This window comes from Pseudomonas sp. Z18(2022) (assembly GCF_036346535.1).
Classification (GTDB): domain Bacteria; phylum Pseudomonadota; class Gammaproteobacteria; order Pseudomonadales; family Pseudomonadaceae; genus Aquipseudomonas; species Aquipseudomonas yamanorum_A.
The window spans coordinates 84,377-102,041 of record NZ_JAOTOA010000013.1 but is presented as its reverse complement, the minus strand read 5'-3'; the positions used below and the strand labels follow the sequence as shown (position 1 = coordinate 102,041).

At 61.6% G+C, this 17,665-nt stretch carries 14 protein-coding genes; 11 read left to right on the top strand and 3 right to left on the bottom strand.

The genetic code is table 11. From position 1 onward, the window contains the following. Nucleotides 1-111: 111 nt before the first annotated feature. Complete coding sequence (rpsB, locus tag V3W39_RS22970; RefSeq protein ID WP_003219330.1) at nucleotides 112-849, bottom strand: 30S ribosomal protein S2; 738 nt, start codon at nucleotides 847-849, stop codon at nucleotides 112-114. 385 nt (nucleotides 850-1,234) lie between these two features. Here rpsB and map point away from each other — a divergent pair, with 385 nt between their 5' ends. From map to dapC, 3 genes are all read left to right on the top strand, one after another. Next, on the top strand, nucleotides 1,235-2,017 hold the full coding sequence (gene map / locus V3W39_RS22965; protein WP_003219332.1) for a type I methionyl aminopeptidase: 783 nt from the start codon (nucleotides 1,235-1,237) through the stop codon (nucleotides 2,015-2,017). Between the two features lie 62 nt (nucleotides 2,018-2,079). Next, the gene (locus V3W39_RS22960; protein ID WP_177042009.1) at nucleotides 2,080-4,782 is read left to right on the top strand and encodes a [protein-PII] uridylyltransferase; all 2,703 of its coding nucleotides are present in this window, start codon (nucleotides 2,080-2,082) and stop codon (nucleotides 4,780-4,782) included. 137 nt (nucleotides 4,783-4,919) lie between these two features. Continuing rightward, nucleotides 4,920-6,119: a succinyldiaminopimelate transaminase gene (gene dapC / locus V3W39_RS22955; protein WP_330213379.1), complete on the top strand. Its 1,200-nt coding sequence runs from the start codon at nucleotides 4,920-4,922 to the stop codon at nucleotides 6,117-6,119. Between the two features lie 158 nt (nucleotides 6,120-6,277). On the opposite strand, the gene V3W39_RS22950 is transcribed toward dapC, so the two are convergent. Continuing rightward, nucleotides 6,278-7,921, bottom strand: a complete 1,644-nt coding sequence (locus V3W39_RS22950; protein WP_177042006.1) for a Na+/H+ antiporter — start codon at nucleotides 7,919-7,921, stop codon at nucleotides 6,278-6,280. Nucleotides 7,922-8,134: 213 nt separating this feature from the next. On the opposite strand from V3W39_RS22950, the gene V3W39_RS22945 reads away from it, so the two are divergent. The 4 genes from V3W39_RS22945 to V3W39_RS22930 all read left to right on the top strand — a co-directional run bounded on the left by V3W39_RS22945 (nucleotide 8,135) and on the right by V3W39_RS22930 (nucleotide 11,247). Then, nucleotides 8,135-8,497 (top strand): ArsC family reductase, encoded by a 363-nt coding sequence (locus V3W39_RS22945; protein WP_053137275.1) that lies wholly within the window; start codon nucleotides 8,135-8,137, stop codon nucleotides 8,495-8,497. A 33-nt stretch (nucleotides 8,498-8,530) separates the two neighbouring features. Next, nucleotides 8,531-9,565, top strand: coding sequence for a 2,3,4,5-tetrahydropyridine-2,6-dicarboxylate N-succinyltransferase (dapD, locus tag V3W39_RS22940; RefSeq protein WP_010176763.1), 1,035 nt, complete (start codon nucleotides 8,531-8,533; stop codon nucleotides 9,563-9,565). Between the two features lie 69 nt (nucleotides 9,566-9,634). Continuing rightward, nucleotides 9,635-10,840 (top strand): aminotransferase class V-fold PLP-dependent enzyme, encoded by a 1,206-nt coding sequence (locus V3W39_RS22935; protein WP_177042004.1) that lies wholly within the window; start codon nucleotides 9,635-9,637, stop codon nucleotides 10,838-10,840. Then, entirely contained in the window at nucleotides 10,837-11,247 is a 411-nt protein-coding gene (locus V3W39_RS22930; RefSeq protein WP_177042002.1) for a SufE family protein, read from the top strand. Before V3W39_RS22935 ends, V3W39_RS22930 begins: the two co-directional genes overlap by 4 nt. 120 nt (nucleotides 11,248-11,367) lie before the next feature. Here V3W39_RS22930 and tcdA read toward each other — a convergent pair whose 3' ends face one another. Further along, nucleotides 11,368-12,177 (bottom strand): tRNA cyclic N6-threonylcarbamoyladenosine(37) synthase TcdA, encoded by an 810-nt coding sequence (gene tcdA, locus V3W39_RS22925; protein ID WP_177042000.1) that lies wholly within the window; start codon nucleotides 12,175-12,177, stop codon nucleotides 11,368-11,370. Between the two features lie 219 nt (nucleotides 12,178-12,396). Between tcdA and V3W39_RS22920 the strand changes: the two genes are divergently transcribed. The 4 genes from V3W39_RS22920 to V3W39_RS22905 all read left to right on the top strand — a co-directional run bounded on the left by V3W39_RS22920 (nucleotide 12,397) and on the right by V3W39_RS22905 (nucleotide 17,496). After that, nucleotides 12,397-14,988: a glycosyltransferase gene (locus tag V3W39_RS22920; RefSeq protein WP_177131720.1), complete on the top strand. Its 2,592-nt coding sequence runs from the start codon at nucleotides 12,397-12,399 to the stop codon at nucleotides 14,986-14,988. Nucleotides 14,989-15,079: 91 nt separating this feature from the next. After that, nucleotides 15,080-16,231, top strand: a complete 1,152-nt coding sequence (gene dapE / locus V3W39_RS22915) for a succinyl-diaminopimelate desuccinylase (protein ID WP_063032923.1) — start codon at nucleotides 15,080-15,082, stop codon at nucleotides 16,229-16,231. Further along, nucleotides 16,231-17,040 (top strand): putative RNA methyltransferase, encoded by an 810-nt coding sequence (locus V3W39_RS22910; RefSeq protein WP_177115764.1) that lies wholly within the window; start codon nucleotides 16,231-16,233, stop codon nucleotides 17,038-17,040. The genes dapE and V3W39_RS22910 overlap by 1 nt, the downstream gene beginning before the upstream one ends. Nucleotides 17,041-17,118: 78 nt before the next feature. Next, complete coding sequence (locus V3W39_RS22905; RefSeq protein WP_010176770.1) at nucleotides 17,119-17,496, top strand: hypothetical protein; 378 nt, start codon at nucleotides 17,119-17,121, stop codon at nucleotides 17,494-17,496. The last annotated feature ends 169 nt before the right edge of the window (nucleotides 17,497-17,665 follow it).

Below are 17,665 nucleotides of genomic sequence, written 5' to 3'. Positions count from 1 at the left end.
GCCGCTGCACGTTACAGATGTTGTAGCTGCGCTGCAGACAAATGGTTTTCGAGGTGGCAAAAAGGGGGCCAAGCCCCCTTTTTGCTTACTGAGTCAACGCCAAGGCGTCAGTTACTCAGCTGCTGCTACCGGAGCTTCTTCAACGAACTGCTCGGTGCCGCCAGCAACGTGGTTGCGGCCACGGATTACAGCGTCAGCCATCGAACCCATGTACAGCTGGATAGCGCGGATTGCGTCATCGTTGCCTGGGATGATGTAGTCAACGCCTTCCGGGCTGCTGTTGGTATCGACTACGCCGATAACCGGGATGCCCAGCTTGTTGGCTTCGGTGATCGCGATGCGCTCGTGATCAACGTCGATAACGAACAGTGCGTCAGGCAGACCGCCCATGTCCTTGATACCACCCAGGGAACGATCGAGCTTTTCCAGGTCGCGAGTGCGCATCAGCGCCTCTTTCTTGGTCAGCTTGGCGAAAGTACCGTCTTCGGCTTGCACTTCAAGGTCACGCAGACGCTTGATGGAAGCACGGATGGTTTTGAAGTTGGTCAGCATGCCGCCCAACCAGCGGTGATCGACGTACGGCGAACCGCAACGTGCTGCTTCTTCAGCAACGATCTTGCCAGCGGAACGCTTGGTGCCGACGAACAGAATCTTGTTTTTGCCCTGGGCCAGGCGCTCTACGAAAGTCAGAGCTTCGTTGAACATTGGCAGGGTTTTTTCAAGGTTGATGATGTGGATCTTGTTACGCGCGCCGAAAATGTATTTACCCATTTTCGGGTTCCAGTAACGGGTCTGGTGACCGAAGTGCACACCGGCCTTCAGCATATCGCGCATGTTGACTTGGGACATGATAGTTCCTTAATAAGTCGGGTTTGGCCTCCACGTATCCCAATGACCAACCAGTGGCATTCGCCTCCGGCACCCAGGTCATCGTGTCGACACGTGTGTGGATTTAAGCTTTGCGGGGTATCCCCGGAAAGCGGCGCATTTTATACCACACAGCTTGCAAAAACGAAACCCGCAATCACATTTGCCGCCTGTCGCTTTTGCCTAAGCCTTTGAATAAAGCCAGAATGCCCCCATCCTTATAGACAGAAGCGATCGCCAGACGCTCATGGTTTCACCCCTGCGTCTGCTAGAATCGCGTTTTTTGGGCTTGTGCGAATTCTGCAACCTTTTGTCGCACACCCGTAAACCGTATTGATTTCAGCGCGTCGCGCTAGAGAGAGCCTGTATGACCGTCACCCTCAAAACCGCCGAAGACATCGCTGGCATGCGCGTTGCCGGCAAACTGGCTGCCGACGTGCTGGAAATGATTGCCGAACACGTCAAGCCCGGCGTCACCACCGAAGCGCTGGACCGCATCTGCCATGACTATATTGTCGATGTGCAAAAAGCCATCCCGGCGCCACTGAACTACAAGGGCTTCCCCAAGTCGATCTGCACCTCGATCAACCACGTGGTGTGCCACGGGATTCCCGGCGACAAGCCCCTGAAAGACGGTGACACCCTGAACATCGACGTCACCGTGATCAAGGACGGCTACCACGGCGACACCAGCCGCATGTTCCACGTCGGCACCGTGCCAGTGTGGGCTGAGCGCCTGTCGCAAGTGACCCAGGAATGCATGTACAAGGCCATCGAAATCGTCAAGCCCGGCTGCCGCCTGGGCGACATCGGTGAAATCATCCAGAAGCACGCCGAAAAGAACGGCTTCTCGGTGGTCCGTGAGTTCTGCGGCCACGGCATCGGCAAGGTGTTCCATGAAGAGCCACAGATCCTGCACTACGGCCGCGCCGGCACCGGCATGGAGCTCAAGGCAGGCATGACCTTCACCATCGAGCCGATGATCAACCAGGGCAAGGCCGACACCAAGGTGCTGGGCGACGGCTGGACCGCCATCACCAAGGACCGCAAGCTCTCGGCCCAGTGGGAACACACCCTGCTGGTGACCGACACCGGCTACGAGATCTTCACCCTGCGCGCCGATGACACGATTCCTCGCGTTTCGGCGTAATGTTTGCACCGGTTTTCTGATTAGCAACGCTGTGCCCCATAGATAGATAGGAAAACCGATCGATGCCCCAGGTGGATCCCGAACTGTTTGACCGCGGCCAGTTCCAGGCGGAGCTGGCGCTGAAGGCAAGCCCCATCGCCGCCTTCAAGAAGGCCATCCGTCAGGCCCGCGAGGTGCTCGACGAGCGCTTTCGCACTGGCCGGGACATTCGCCGGCTGATCGAGGACCGCGCCTGGTTCGTCGACAACATCCTGCAAAAGGCCTGGGAACAGTTCAGCTGGAGCGAAGACGCCGATATCGCCCTGGTGGCCGTCGGCGGCTATGGCCGGGGCGAACTGCACCCCTACTCCGACATTGACCTGCTGATTTTGCTGGACAGCGCCGACCACGAGATCTTTCGCGACTCCATCGAGCGTTTTCTGACGCTGCTGTGGGACATCGGCCTGGAGGTCGGCCAAAGCGTGCGCTCGGTGGACGAATGCGCCCAGGAAGCCCGTGCCGACCTGACGGTGATCACCAACCTGATGGAAAGCCGCACCATCGCCGGCCCCGAGCACCTGCGCCAGCGCATGCTGGAAGTCACCAGCACCGCGCACATGTGGCCGAGCAAGGAGTTCTTCCTGGCCAAGCGCGCCGAGCAGAAGGCCCGGCACCACAAGTACAACGACACCGAATACAACCTGGAACCCAACGTCAAAGGTTCACCGGGCGGCCTGCGGGATATCCAGACGATCCTCTGGGTTGCCCGTCGCCAGTACGGCACCCTGAACCTGCGGGCCCTGGCCGGGGAAGGCTTTCTGGTAGAGAGCGAAAACGCCCTGCTGGCCTCCTCCCAGGAATTCCTCTGGAAAGTGCGCTACGCGCTGCACATGCTGGCCGGCCGCTCCGAAGACCGCCTGCTGTTCGATCACCAGCGCTCCATCGCGACCTTGCTGGGGTTTGAAGGCGAAGACGCGAAGACCAGCATCGAAAGCTTCATGCAGCAGTATTACCGGGTGGTGATGAGCATTGCCCAGCTCAGCGACCTGATCATCCAGCACTTCGAAGAAGTGATCCTGGCCCCGGAAGACGAAGCACCGCCGCAGCCGATCAACTCGCGCTTCCAGTTGCACGATGGCTACATCGAAGCCCGCAACGACAACGTGTTCAAACGCACGCCGTTCGCCATGCTGGAAATCTTCGTGCTGATGGCCCAACAGCCGGAAATCAAGGGTGTGCGCGCCGACACCATTCGCCTGCTGCGGGAAAATCGTCACCTGATCGACGACGATTTCCGCCACGACATCCGCAACACCAGCCTGTTTATCGAACTGTTCAAGTGCAAGATCGGTATCCACCGCAACCTGCGGCGCATGAACCGTTACGGGATCCTGGGGCGCTACCTGCCGGAGTTCGGCTTTATCGTCGGGCAGATGCAACACGACCTGTTCCACATCTATACCGTGGACGCCCACACCCTGAACCTGATCAAACACCTGCGTAAGTTGCAGTACACCCAGGTGTCAGAGAAATTCCCGCTGGCCAGCAAGCTCATGGCGCGCTTGCCCAAGCCTGAATTGATCTACCTCGCCGGCCTGTACCACGACATCGGCAAGGGCCGTCACGGCGATCACTCGGAAATTGGCGCCGTGGATGCCGAAGCGTTCTGCCAGCGTCACCAGTTGCCGCTGTGGGACAGCCGCCTGATCGTATGGCTGGTGCAAAACCACCTGGTGATGTCCACCACCGCCCAGCGCAAGGACTTGTCCGACCCGCAGGTGATCCATGATTTCGCCCAGGCCGTCGGCGACGAAACCCGTCTCGACTACCTGTACGTGCTCACGGTGTCCGACATCAACGCCACCAACCCGACGCTGTGGAACTCCTGGCGCGCCAGCCTGTTGCGCCAGCTCTACACCGAGACCAAGCGTGCCTTGCGTCGCGGCCTGGAGAACCCGGTGGACCGCGAGGAGCAGATCCGTCGCACCCAAAGCGCAGCCCTGGATATCCTGGTGCGTGGCGGCAACGACCCGGACGACGTCGAGCAGCTCTGGTCGCAACTGGGGGACGACTACTTCCTGCGCCACACCGCCGGCGACGTGGCCTGGCACAGCGACGCGATCCTGCAGCAGCCGGCCGATGGCGGGCCGCTGGTGCTGATCAAGGAAACCACCCAGCGCGAGTTCGAGGGCGGCACGCAGATCTTCATCTACGCACCCGACCAGCACGACTTCTTCGCCGTGACCGTGGCCGCGATGGACCAGCTCAACCTGAACATTCACGACGCCCGGGTCATCACCTCCAGCAGCCAGTTCACCCTCGACACCTACATCGTGCTCGACACGGAAGGCGAGTCCATCGGCGACAACCCGGAACGGGTGAAAAAAATCCGCAAAGGCCTCACCGACGCCCTGCGCAACCCCGACGACTACCCGACCATCATCCAGCGCCGGGTGCCGCGCCAGCTCAAGCACTTTGCATTCGCCCCCGAGGTGACGATCCACAACGACGCCCAGCGCCCGGTGACCGTACTGGAGCTCAGCGCGCCGGACCGCCCGGGCCTGTTGGCGCGGATCGGCACGATCTTCCTGGAATTCGACCTGTCGTTGCAGAACGCCAAGATCGCGACCCTGGGCGAACGGGTGGAAGACGTGTTCTTTATTACCGATGCCGACAACCAGCCGCTTTCCGACCCTGAACTGTGCCGACGCTTGCAGGAAGCCATCGTCCAGCAGTTGAGCGTCAACCAGGAGACCGGCGTCGAGATGTCCAGACTGACGATTTGATTTTTTAACTGTATAGATGCGGTTCCTGTAGGAGCTGGCTTGCCTGCGATGGCATCACCTCGGCGTACCTGATACACCGCGGTGCCTGCATCGCTGGCAAGACAGCTCCTACAGGGAGCCCCGTGATAGAGGCCCTCATGAACAACGCTCTGAACCAGCTGCAGCCTTACCCGTTCGAAAAACTGCGCGTCCTGCTGGGCAGCGTCACGCCGAACCCGGACAAACGCCCGATCGCCCTCTCCATCGGCGAGCCGAAGCACAAATCCCCGCAGTTCGTCGCCGATGCGCTGGCCAACAACCTGGACCAGATGGCGGTGTACCCGACCACCCTGGGCATCCCGGCCCTGCGCGAGGCCATTGGCACCTGGTGCGAACGCCGCTTCAGCGTGCCCAAGGGCTGGCTCGACCCGGCGCGCAATATCCTGCCGGTGAACGGCACCCGTGAAGCGCTGTTCGCCTTCACCCAGACCGTGGTCAACCGTGGCGACGACGCACTGGTGGTCAGCCCGAACCCGTTCTACCAAATCTACGAAGGCGCGGCCTTTCTTGCCGGCGCCAAGCCGCATTACCTGCCGTGCCTGGATGAAAACGGCTTCAACCCGGATTTCGACGCAGTCTCGCCAGACATCTGGAAACGCTGCCAGATCCTGTTCCTGTGCTCCCCTGGCAACCCGACCGGCGCACTGATTCCCGTCGACACCCTGAAAAAGCTGATCGCCCTGGCCGACGAATACGACTTCGTGATCGCCGCCGATGAGTGCTACAGCGAGCTGTACTTCGACGAACAAACCCCGCCGCCGGGCCTGCTCAGCGCCTGCGTGGAACTGGGCCGCCAGGACTTCAAGCGCTGCGTGGTGTTCCACAGCCTGTCCAAGCGCTCCAACCTGCCGGGCCTGCGTTCAGGTTTTGTGGCCGGTGATGCGGATATCCTCAAGGGTTTCCTGCTGTACCGCACCTACCACGGCTGCGCGATGCCGGTGCAAACCCAGCTGGCGAGCATTGCCGCCTGGCAGGACGAAGCCCACGTGCAGGCCAACCGTGACCTGTACCGGGAAAAATTCGATGCCGTGCTGGCGATCCTGAAGCCGGTGCTGGACGTGCAAAACCCCGACGGCGGTTTCTACCTGTGGCCGAATATTAAAGGTGATGACGCCGCCTTCTGCCGCGACCTGTTCGTGGAAGAACACGTGACCGTGGTGCCGGGTTCGTACCTGTCCCGGGAAGTCGATGGCGTCAACCCGGGCGCCGGGCGTGTGCGCCTGGCGCTGGTTGCGCCGCTGGCCGAGTGCGTGGAAGCAGCCGAGCGGATTCGCGACTTCATCACCCGCAATAAATAACTGCTCTGAACGTGGCGAGGGAGCTTGCTCCCGCTCGGCTGCGCAGCAGTCGTAGACCGGCTGACGCTGTTTCCCTGCATGAATGAAGTCGCCAGCGTTGGGGCGACTTCGTCACCCAGCGGGAGCAAGCTCCCTCGCCACAAGTAAGCACCGCGGTGTTATTTGACGTGACCCAGATTCGCCTCACTCATATCCAGATCCGCCAACACCTCCCGCAGCACGTCATCACCAATCTGGTGGTGACGACTCAGGCTATACAACTCCAAGCGCTGCGCCCTCAGGGCCTTGAGCCGTAACTTGCGCTCCAGTTGATCCATCTGAAACGCCAGCGCCTGGGCTTCCGCCGAGTCGTTGAACACTTCCAGCTGATGACGATATTCCGACATCAACCGCGCCTTGAGCTCAGTGGCCAAGGCTGCCTGGGCGGCATCCTGGGGTGCCGCTTCAGCAGGTTCTTCGGCTTCCAGGGCATGGATCGCCGCTTCAGCGGTTTTCTTCCAGGCGTCACGCACCTCGCTGCGGCGCCTGTCGTCCGGGCTCTTTTCGATTCCCCGCAGCAGAAGCGGCAAGGCAATGCAGGCAGCGACCAGAGACAGCAAAATCACACCCGCGGCAATAAAGATCAGCAGATCACGCTCCGGGAACGCCTCACCGGGCGCCAACAGCAACGGCACCGACATCACACCCGCCAACGTCACCGCACCCCGCACCCCGCCCACGGTCAACAACCAGCAGGAACGGGCTGTGGGCACCAGCGTCAGCTCACTTTTGCCACGCAGACGGCGCAGTAAACCTGACAGGCGCCAGATGCTCTGCACCCAGATAAACCGCAATACCACCAGCACCAGGAAAATCGCGATCACGTCCAGGCAGCGGTACAGCAACGTCGGCCACAGTGTTGGCTCATGGCTGACTACGGCCTTGATGATGTCGGGCAATTGCAGGCCCAGCAGCAGGAAGATCAACCCGTTAAACGCAAACTCCAGCAGCGACCACACGCTGCGATTGAGCAGCCGGGTGCTGGTCTGGCGCGGCAGCAGGTCCAGCCAGCTTTGCATCATCCCCGCGGCCACCGCTGACAAGATCCCCGATGCGCCTAGGCGTTCCGCCAGCACGTAGGCGGCAAACGGCAGCAACAACATGAACACCACGTGCGTCGCCGGGTCATCCCAGCCGCGGGCGATCATCCAGGACCGCAGGCGGCCCACCAGCCAGCTCAAGGCCACACCAATGGCCAGGCCACCGACCGCAACGAGCACAAAGGTCAGGCTGGCATCCGCCAGGGAAAACACCCCGGTCAGCGCCGCCGCCAGGGCGAACTTGAACGTCACCAAACCCGACGCGTCATTCATCAACGCCTCGCCCTGGAGCATATGCATCAACGGCGTCGGCAAGCGATTCTGGGAAATCGCCGACACCGCCACGGCATCCGTCGGCGACAATACCGCCGCCAGGGCGAAGGCCACCGGCAGCGGGATCGTAGGCAATATCCAATGGATGAAGTAACCGGCGCCCACTACCGTGAACAACACCAGCCCCACCGCCAGCGTCAGGATCGGCCCGCGCAGGCGCCACAGTTCACGCTTGGGCATACGCCAGCCATCGGAGAACAGCAGCGGCGGCAAAAACAGGAAAAGAAACAACTCAGGGTCCAGGGCCACATGCAGCCCCAGGGTCGGCCACGCCAGCAAGGCGCCGGCGGCAATCTGCACCAGCGGCAACGGCAGTGGGATAACACGCCCGACCAGACGCGAAACGCTGACCAGCATCAGCAGGATAAGTACGGTGTAGGCGGTTTGCATAAAGCGGGATTCCCAGACAATCAACTTGCAACAACACACATCAGGCAACAACTCGCCTTTGAAGTGCCATATTAGCCGCCTATGCTGCGCGATGGCCTTTGCACAAAAGTCGCACGTGGGCAAAACACGTTTGTGACGAGCGGCGCCGAAAGCTGCTGGCCATGGCATAATCCGTGACCTTTCATCTCCGTCAGCCCAAAGGGGGGCAATTCCTTGACCGCTTCAAGCAAAACGTTGCACCTTTTCGGCATCAAAGCCTGCGACACCATGAAAAAGGCGCGCACCTGGCTCGATGAACACGCTGTCAGCTATGAGTTTCATGACTACAAAACGGCCGGTATCGACCGCGAACACTTGACCCAATGGTGCAATGAGCACGGTTGGCAGGTGGTTTTGAACCGTGCGGGCACCACCTTTCGCAAACTCGAAGACGAACGCAAAGCCGATCTCGATCAGTCGAAAGCCATTGAATTGATGCTCGCACAACCCTCGATGATCAAGCGCCCGGTGCTTGATCTCGGTGACAGAACCCTGATTGGCTTCAAGCCAGATAGTTATTCGGCGGCCCTCAAGTAGGCCAGCCCACTTCATTTTTGTAGAGGTAATAGCATGTCCAATTCCCTGTTCAGCCTGGGCTTCGGCGTCGGCACTCAGAACCGCCAAGGTGCTTGGCTGGAAGTGTTTTACGCACAACCGCTGCTCAATCCATCGGCTGAAATCATCGCAGCCATCGCTCCAATCCTCGGTTACACCGAAGGCAACCAGGCGATCACCTTCACCGTCACCCAGGCCCTGCAACTGGCTGACGCGCTCAAGGGTGTCGACGCCGCCCAAGCCGCCCTGTTGAGCCGCCTGGCTGAAAGCCACACGCCACTGGTCGCCACGCTGCTGGCCGAAGACGCCGCGCTGACCTCCACCCCCGAGGCTTACCTCAAGCTGCATTTGCTGTCCCATCGCCTGGTCAAGCCACACGGCCTGAGCCTGGCCGGTGTGTTCCCGCAACTGCCGAACGTGGCCTGGACCAGCCAGGGCGCCATCGACATCGCCGAGCTGGCTGAGCGTCAACTGGAAGCACGCCTGCGTGGCGAGCTGCTGGAAGTGTTCTCGGTGGACAAGTTCCCGAAAATGACCGACTACGTAGTGCCAAGCGGCGTGCGTATCGCTGATGCCGCGCGCATCCGCCTGGGCGCCTACGTGGGTGAAGGCACCACCGTGATGCACGAAGGTTTCGTCAACTTCAACGCCGGCACCGAAGGCCCGGGCATGATCGAAGGCCGTGTGTCGGCTGGCGTATTCGTCGGCAAGGGTTCCGACCTGGGCGGCGGTTGCTCCACCATGGGCACCCTGTCGGGCGGCGGCAACATCGTGATCAAGGTGGGCGAAGGCTGCCTGATCGGCGCCAACGCCGGTATCGGTATCCCGCTGGGCGACCGCAACACCGTGGAGTCGGGCCTGTACGTCACCGCCGGCACCAAGGTTGCGCTGCTGGACGAGGCCAACCAACTGGTCAAAGTGGTCAAGGCCCGTGAGCTGGCCGGCCAACCGGACCTGCTGTTCCGCCGCAACTCCGAGACCGGTGCCGTGGAGTGCAAAACCCACAAATCGGCCATCGAACTGAACGCAGCGCTGCACGCTCACAACTAAGCAGCGACTCGATGCCACTGACGGCCCTCACCTGACCGGTGCGGGCCGTTTATACGAGCCTTGATCACCATGCTTGTGCCCTCTCCCTGGCGCGCCGACTTTCCGGCCATCGCCACCCTGCAACGGCAAGACCAGACCTATCTGGACAACGCCGCTACCACGCAAAAACCTCAAGCCTTGCTGGACGCCATCAGCCATTACTACGCCAATGGCGCAGCCAATGTGCACCGTGCCCAGCATCTGCCGGGCGCTCACGCGACCCAGGCCTTCGAGGACAGTCGCAGCAAGGTGGCACAGTGGCTGAACGTCGGTGACGACGGGCAAATCATCTTTACCCACGGCGCGACTTCGGCGCTGAACCTGCTGGCTTATGGCCTTGAGCACCTATTCAATCCGGGCGACGAGATTGTCATCAGCGCCCTGGAGCACCACGCCAACCTGCTGCCGTGGCAGCAACTGGCCAAACGTCGCGGGCTGGAACTGGTGGTACTGCCGCTTGACGATGACGGCTTGATTGACCTGCAAGCCGCCGCACGTTTGATCGGCCCTCGCACCCGATTGCTGGCGGTGAGCCAACTGTCCAACGTGCTTGGCGCCTGGCAGCCATTGCCGCAATTGCTGGCGCTGGCCAAGGCCCAGCAAGCACTGACCGTTGTCGATGGCGCCCAGGGCATCGTCCATGGCCGCCATGACATGCAGGCCCTGGGCTGCGACTTCTATGTGTTTTCCAGCCACAAGCTCTACGGGCCGGACGGGGTCGGCGTGCTGTATGGCCGCACTGAAGCCCTGCATCACCTGCGTCACTGGCAGTTTGGTGGCGAGATGGTGCAACAGGCTGACTATCAAAGCGCCAGCTTCCGCCCCGCGCCCCTTGGCTTCGAAGCGGGAACACCCCCGATCGCCAGCGTGATCGGCCTAGGCGCAACCCTCGATTACCTGAGTTCCCTGGATCAACAGGCGGTGACGGCCCACGAAGCCGCCCTGCACGACTACCTGCTGCGTGGCCTGCAAGCGCGCAACGGCGTGCGCCTGCTGGGCTCTCCGCAAGTCGCCCTGGCCAGCTTTGTGGTGGAGGGCGTGCACAACGCCGACCTCGCCCACTTGCTGACCGAGCAGGGGATTGCCGTGCGCGCCGGCCATCACTGTGCGATGCCGCTGCTCAAGCAGATGGGGCTCTCCGGGGCGATTCGGGTGTCGCTGGCGCTGTACAACGACTCCGACGACCTGGAGCGTTTTTTTGAAGCGCTGGATCAGGCCATGGATATGTTGCGATGAGCTTGCCGACGGACGCGGTTGTCGCGTTGGAAGCGTTCCAGGCGGTCGGCAGTTGGGAACAACGCGCCCGCCTGCTGATGCAATGGGGCGAGCGGTTGCCCGCCTTGCCGGCTGAAGACAAGGTCGACGCCAACCTAGTGCAGGGCTGTGAAAGCCTGGTGTGGCTGGTGGGGCGTTTGCAGGACGGCCACTGGCAGTTTGCCGCCAGCAGCGATGCACGGCTGATTCGCGGGTTGGTGGCGCTGTTGCTGGCGCGGGTTAATGGTTTATCGGCCGCCGAACTGCACTCCGTCGACTTGCCCGACTGGTTTGACCAACTGGCCTTATCGCGGCAGTTATCACCGTCGCGCAGCAATGGCCTGAATGCAGTCTTGCAGCGTATGCGCGACCTGAGCTCAAACACATAACTACTGTGGGAGCTGGCTTGCCTGCGATTGCGGTGTATCAGTCATCGTTGTAGTAACTGACAGACCGCCATCGCAGGCAAGCCAGCTCCCACATTTTTTGATTTGTGTAAGGTGCCAGAATTAAGGGGCCTTGACCCGATCCGAAGGCCGGCGCACCCCGGCCACAATCTTGTCCACCGCCTTGGTCGCCGCCACCATGCCGAAGGTCGCGGTGACCATCATCACCGCGCCAAACCCGCCGGCGCAGTCCAGCTTCACGCCATCCCCGACAAAACTTTTCTGCAAACAGATGCTGCCGTCCGGCTTCGGATAGCGCAGTTGTTCGGTGGAGAACACGCAAGGCACGCTGTAATGGCGGGTCACGGTGCGCGAGAAGCCATAGTCGCGGCGCAAGGTGGAGCGCACTTTCGACGCCAGCGGATCGTTGAACGTACGGTTCAAGTCACACACCTGGATCAGCGTCGGATCAATCTGCCCGCCCGCGCCGCCGGTGGTGATGATCTGGATCTTGCGCCGCTTGCACCAGGCAATCAGCGCCGCCTTGGCGTTTACGCTGTCGATGCAGTCGATCACGCAGTCAATGTTCGGCGTGATGTACTCGGCCATGGTCTCGCGGGTCACGAAGTCCGCCACCGCATGCACGGTGCAGTCGGGGTTGATGCCCTTCAGGCGCTCGGCCATGACCTCGACCTTGGCCCTGCCCACGGTGCTGTCCAGCGCATGTAACTGGCGGTTGCTGTTGCTGACGCACACGTCGTCCAGGTCAAACAGCGAAATCTCGCCTACGCCGCAACGGGCGATGGCTTCCGCCGCCCACGAGCCAACCCCGCCCACGCCGACGATGGCCACATGGGCCGCCTTCAGGCGTTCCAGGCCTTCAATGCCATACAAGCGGGCGACGCCGGCAAACCGTGGATCTTCTGTACTCATGACCATTACCCCAAAAACCGGCGCGCATTATAGGGCGTTGCCGCGACAAGTTCGACGCATCCAGCTACAAGTAAAGAACTTAGGTGAAGTTTCGCTGCCCAATGTCCGGTTTTTCTCGGCTTGCTGTACGGTCAGTGAAAGGCCGGTGTAGGATGCGCGCCGTTCGGCGTTAGGCCGACACCTCTTTTCGTTCCACACCTTTTGGAACCCGAAATAGCCATGTCATCGCGTAAATTTGGACTCAACCTGGTGGTGGTGCTGGCAATTGCCGCGCTGTTCACCGGCTTCTGGGCGCTGATCAACCGCCCGGTCACTGCCCCCAACTGGCCTGAACAGATCTCCGGTTTTTCCTACTCGCCGTTCCAGCAAGGCCAGTTCCCACAGAAAGACCAGTATCCGACTGACGATCAAATGCGTCAGGACCTTGCGATCATGAGCAAGCTGACGGACAACATCCGTACCTACTCGGTCGACGGCACCCTGGGGGATATCCCCAAGCTGGCGGAAGAGTTCGGCCTGCGGGTGACCCTGGGGATCTGGATCAGCCCGGACCTTGCGCGCAACGAGCGCGAAATCCAGCGTGCCATCGAGATCGCCAACAGTTCCCGCAGCGTCGTGCGGGTGGTGGTGGGTAACGAAGCGCTGTTCCGTGAGGAAATCACCCCGGAGGCGCTGATTGTGCTGCTGGACCGGGTGCGCGCCGCCGTGAAAGTGCCGGTGACGACTTCCGAGCAATGGCACATCTGGGAAAAGAACCCGCAACTGGCCAAGCACGTCGACCTGATCGCCGCGCACATCCTGCCGTTCTGGGAATTTATCCCGATGGACAAGGCCGGCCAGTACGTACTTGATCGTGCCCGGGACCTGAAGAAACTGTTCCCGAAAAAGCCGCTGCTGCTGTCGGAGGTTGGCTGGCCGAGTAACGGACGCATGCGCGGTGGCAATGAAACGTCTCCGGCCGACCAGGCGATTTACCTGCGCACACTGGTAAACAAGCTCAATCGCCAGGGCTACAACTACTTCGTGATCGAGGCCTTCGACCAGCCTTGGAAAGTCAGCGACGAAGGCTCGGCGGGCGCCTACTGGGGCGTGTACAACGCCGCACGCCAGCAGAAATTCAACTTTGACGGCCCGGTTGTCGCGATCCCGCAATGGCGCGTGCTGGCCATCGGTTCGGTGGTGCTTGCGCTGCTGTCCCTGACCCTGCTGATGATCGACGGCTCGGCCCTGCGCCAGCGTGGCCGCACCTTCCTGACCTTTATCGCGTTCCTGTGCGGTTCGGTGCTGGTGTGGATCGGCTACGACTACAGCCAGCAATACAGCACCTGGTTCAGCGTCACCGTGGGCATCCTCCTGGCCCTCGGCGCCCTCGGCGTGTTTATCGTGCTGCTCACCGAAGCCCACGAACTGGCGGAAGCGGTCTGGACCCACAAACGCCGGCGCGAATTCCTGCCGGTTGAGGGGGATTCGGACTACCGCCCGAAAGTCTCGATCCATGTGCCGTGCTACAACGAGCCGCCGGAGATGGTCAAACAGACCCTCGACGCCCTGGCCGCCCTCGACTATCCGGACTACGAAGTCCTGATCATCGACAACAACACCAAGGACCCGGCCGTGTGGGAGCCCGTGCGCGACTACTGCGAAACCCTGGGCCCGCGCTTCAAGTTCTTCCACGTCTCGCCCCTGGCCGGTTTCAAGGGTGGCGCGCTGAACTACTTGATACCGCATACCGCCAAGGATGCCGAAGTTATCGCCGTGATCGACTCTGATTACTGCGTGTCGCCGAACTGGCTCAAGCACATGGTGCCGCACTTCGCCGACCCGAAAATTGCCGTGGTGCAGTCGCCACAGGATTATCGCGACCAGAACGAAAGCACCTTCAAGAAGCTCTGCTACGCGGAATACAAAGGCTTCTTCCATATCGGCATGGTCACCCGCAACGACCGTGACGCAATCATCCAGCACGGCACCATGACCATGACCCGTCGCTCGGTCCTGGAAGAACTGGGCTGGGCCGACTGGTGCATCTGTGAAGATGCCGAGCTGGGCCTGCGGGTCTTCGAGAAAGGCCTGTCGGCGGCGTACTACCACGACAGCTACGGCAAGGGCCTGATGCCCGATACCTTTATCGACTTCAAGAAACAGCGTTTCCGCTGGGCCTACGGTGCGATCCAGATCATCAAGCGTCACACCGCGAGCCTGTTGCGCGGCAAGGACACCGAGCTGACCCGTGGCCAGCGTTATCACTTCCTCGCAGGCTGGTTGCCGTGGGTGGCGGACGGCATGAACATCTTCTTCACCGTGGGCGCCCTGTTGTGGTCGGCGGCGATGATTATCGTGCCGACGCGGGTTGACCCGCCGCTGCTGATTTTCGCGATCCCGCCCCTGGCGTTGTTCGTGTTCAAGGTCGGCAAGATCATCTTCCTCTACCGTCGTGCGGTGGGTGTGAACCTCAAGGATGCGTTCTGCGCGGCATTGGCCGGGTTGGCGTTGTCCCACACCATCGCCAAGGCGGTGCTGTACGGTTTCTTCACCACCAGCATTCCGTTCTTTCGTACACCGAAGAACGCCGATAACCACGGTTTCTGGGTGGCGATTTCCGAAGCCCGGGAAGAGATGTTCATCATGCTGCTGTTGTGGGGCGCGGCACTGGGGATTTACCTGGTGCAGGGCCTGCCAAGCAATGACATACGCTTCTGGGTGGTGATGTTGCTGGTGCAGTCGCTGCCGTATGTGGCGGCGCTGATCATGGCGTTCCTGTCGTCGCTGCCGAAACCGGCGCCGGCGCAAGAGCCCGCAACCGCAGCTTAAAATCCTGCGCAATGCACTAAACGGCGGCCTCTGGCCGCCGTTTTGCTATAAGATAACGGCCATTTTGCGCGCCCTGCACTGGAGTTTTTACATGACGGCCCACGCCGACCTTTCGCCAACCCTCCAACTTGCTATCGACCTGATCCGTCGCCCGTCGGTGACGCCGATCGACGCCGATTGCCAGAAGCTGATGATGCAGCGCCTGGGCGACGCCGGTTTTGCGCTTGAGCCGATGCGCATCGAGGATGTGGATAACTTCTGGGCCACCCACGGCAAACACGAAGGCCCGGTATTGTGCTTCGCCGGCCACACCGACGTGGTGCCGACCGGCCCGGTCAAGGCCTGGCAGAACGATCCGTTTGATGCGTTGATCGACGAAAACGGCATGCTCTGCGGCCGTGGCGCGGCGGACATGAAAGGCAGCCTGGCGGCAATGCTGGTCGCGTCCGAGCGTTTCGTCACCGACTACCCGGACCACAAGGGTTCGGTGGCTTTCCTGATCACCAGCGATGAAGAAGGCCCGGCGCACCACGGCACCAAAGCCGTGATCGAACGCCTGGCGGCCCGCAAGGAACGCCTGGACTGGTGCATCGTTGGCGAGCCGTCGAGCACCACTCTGGTGGGCGACGTGGTCAAGAACGGCCGTCGCGGCTCCCTCGGTGCCACCCTGACCGTGCGCGGCGTGCAAGGCCATGTGGCCTACCCGCACCTGGCAAAGAACCCGATCCACCTGGCCGCTCCGGCGCTGGCGGAACTGGCCGCCGAGCACTGGGACGATGGCAACACCTTCTTCCCGCCCACCAGCTTCCAGATTTCCAACCTCAATTCCGGCACCGGCGCCACTAACGTGATCCCGGGTGACCTGACGGCGGTGTTCAACTTCCGTTTCTCCACCGAGTCCACCGTCGAAGGCCTGCAGCAGCGGGTCGCGGCGATTCTCGACAAGCATGGCCTGGACTGGCATGTGGAGTGGGCGCTGTCGGGCCTGCCGTTCCTTACCGAACCGGGCGCGTTGCTCGATGCGGTTTCCGCCAGCATCAAGGCCGTCACCGGCCGCGAGACCAAGGCCTCTACCAGCGGCGGCACCTCCGACGGGCGCTTCATCGCCACCCTCGGCACCCAGGTCGTGGAGCTGGGCCCGGTCAACGCGACGATCCATCAGGTCAACGAGCGCATCCTCGCCAGCGACCTCGACGTGCTGACCGAAATCTACTACCAGACCCTGATCAAGTTGCTCGCCTGATGCTTGCTTGCCCCATTTGCAGCGCACCGCTCCATGAAGTGGACAACGGCGTGGCCTGCCCGGTCGGGCACCGTTTCGACCGCGCGCGCCAGGGTTACCTGAACCTGCTGCCGGTGCAGCACAAGAACAGCCGCGACCCGGGGGATAACCTGGCGATGGTGGAAGCGCGCCGCGACTTCCTCAACGCCGGGCATTACGCCCCGGTGGCCAGGCGCCTGGCCGAACTGGCCGCTGAACGCAAACCCCAGCGCTGGCTGGACATCGGTTGTGGCGAGGGTTACTACACCGCGCAAATCGCCGATACCCTGCTGCGCGCCGATGGCTATGCGCTGGATATTTCCAAGGAAGCGGTCAAGCGCGCCTGCAAGCGCAACCCCACGGTGACCTGGTTGATCGCCAGCATGGCCCGGGTGCCGTTGGCCGATGCCAGCTGCCAGTTCCTGGCCAGCGTCTTCAGCCCGCTGGACTGGCTGGAGGCCAAGCGCCTGCTCAGCCCGGGCGGCGGCTTGATGAAGGTTGGCCCTACCAGCGGCCACCTGATGGAGCTGCGCGAGCGTTTGTACGACGAAGTGCGCGAGTACACCGACGACAAGCACCTGGCGCTGGTGCCTGACGGCATGAGCCTGCAACACAGCGAAACCCTGGAGTTCAAACTCAGCCTGGCCGACCCCCAGGATCGCGCCAATCTGCTGGCCATGACGCCCCACGGCTGGCGCGCCAGTGCCGAGCGCCGGGCCCAGGTGATCGAGGCCGCCGAACCGCTGCTGGTCACTGTGTCGATGCGCTACGACTATTTCGTGCTTCAATAACCCATTATTTTGAGGGCCTCTTGGGGCCCGCACCGAATCCGCGAATGGATTTTCAAAATCCCGCAATGAGGAACATCCATGCGCCAACCTGATATCGAGATTTACCTCAAGGACGCCGACGTCGACCACAAGGCCATCGCCGCCTGGCTGGGCGCCGCCCTGGGCCCGTGCACCGACTGGGTCCAGCGCGGCCAGACCTACAAGTGCACCGCCGGCAGCGTGCCGGTCACCTGGTTGCCCAAAGCCGTAGGCAAATGGAACAGCCTGTACCTGGAAAGCGACCAGACCCCGTGGGAAGACGACATCGCCTGCGCCCGTGCGGCCTTTGCCGCGCTGAACGTCGAAGTGCGTTGCGCGCCCGGTAGCTGGGTTGAGGAAGAAGGCGAAGAAAGCGCGGATACCTGGATTCGTATCAGCGAAGACGGTGAAGAGCAGATCACCTGGAAAACGGCGTAAGTCAGGCTAACAAAGCCTCGATGTGCAAACCCAATCAAATGTGGGAGCTGGCTTGCCTGCGATGGGCGCACCTCGGTCATTCAGCCAAACCGCGGCGATGCTATCGCGGGCAAGCCCGGCTCCCACATTCGGCCGGGCTCCCACATTTAAAGGTGTGTTGTGCCTATCG